1 protein-coding gene is annotated in these 282 nt (G+C 48.2%); it reads right to left on the bottom strand.

Going from position 1 to position 282, the window contains the following annotated elements; genetic code table 11:
* Positions 1–282, bottom strand: a 282-nt coding sequence (locus tag SB754_RS19875) for an ATP-binding protein (protein ID WP_410784108.1), incomplete at both ends; no start/stop codon positions are given.

The following is a 282-nucleotide window of genomic DNA, read 5'->3' on the forward strand; positions in this document are numbered from 1 at the left end:
CTATGGTTTGGCGAAAACGGTAAGACTCTCCGTCAAAGAGAAGAATGTGAGAGTGATGTGTCAATCGGTCTAGCAATGCTGTGGTTAAAGCGGGATCGCCAAATATATCCACCCACCGAGAGAACTCCAGGTTGGAGGTGATGATGAGACTGCTTTGCTCATAACGCTGGGATATGAACTGAAACAATAGCTTGCCGCCCTCGCCGAGCGGAACATAACCAAGCTCGTCCAAGATGACAAGATCAAACTTGTTCCAGCTTTTGAGATAGCGAGGCAAGCGAT

Origin of the sequence: Leifsonia sp. SIMBA_070 (genome assembly GCF_046534635.1) — a bacterium.
Taxonomy (GTDB): Bacteria; Actinomycetota; Actinomycetes; order Actinomycetales; family Microbacteriaceae; genus Leifsonia.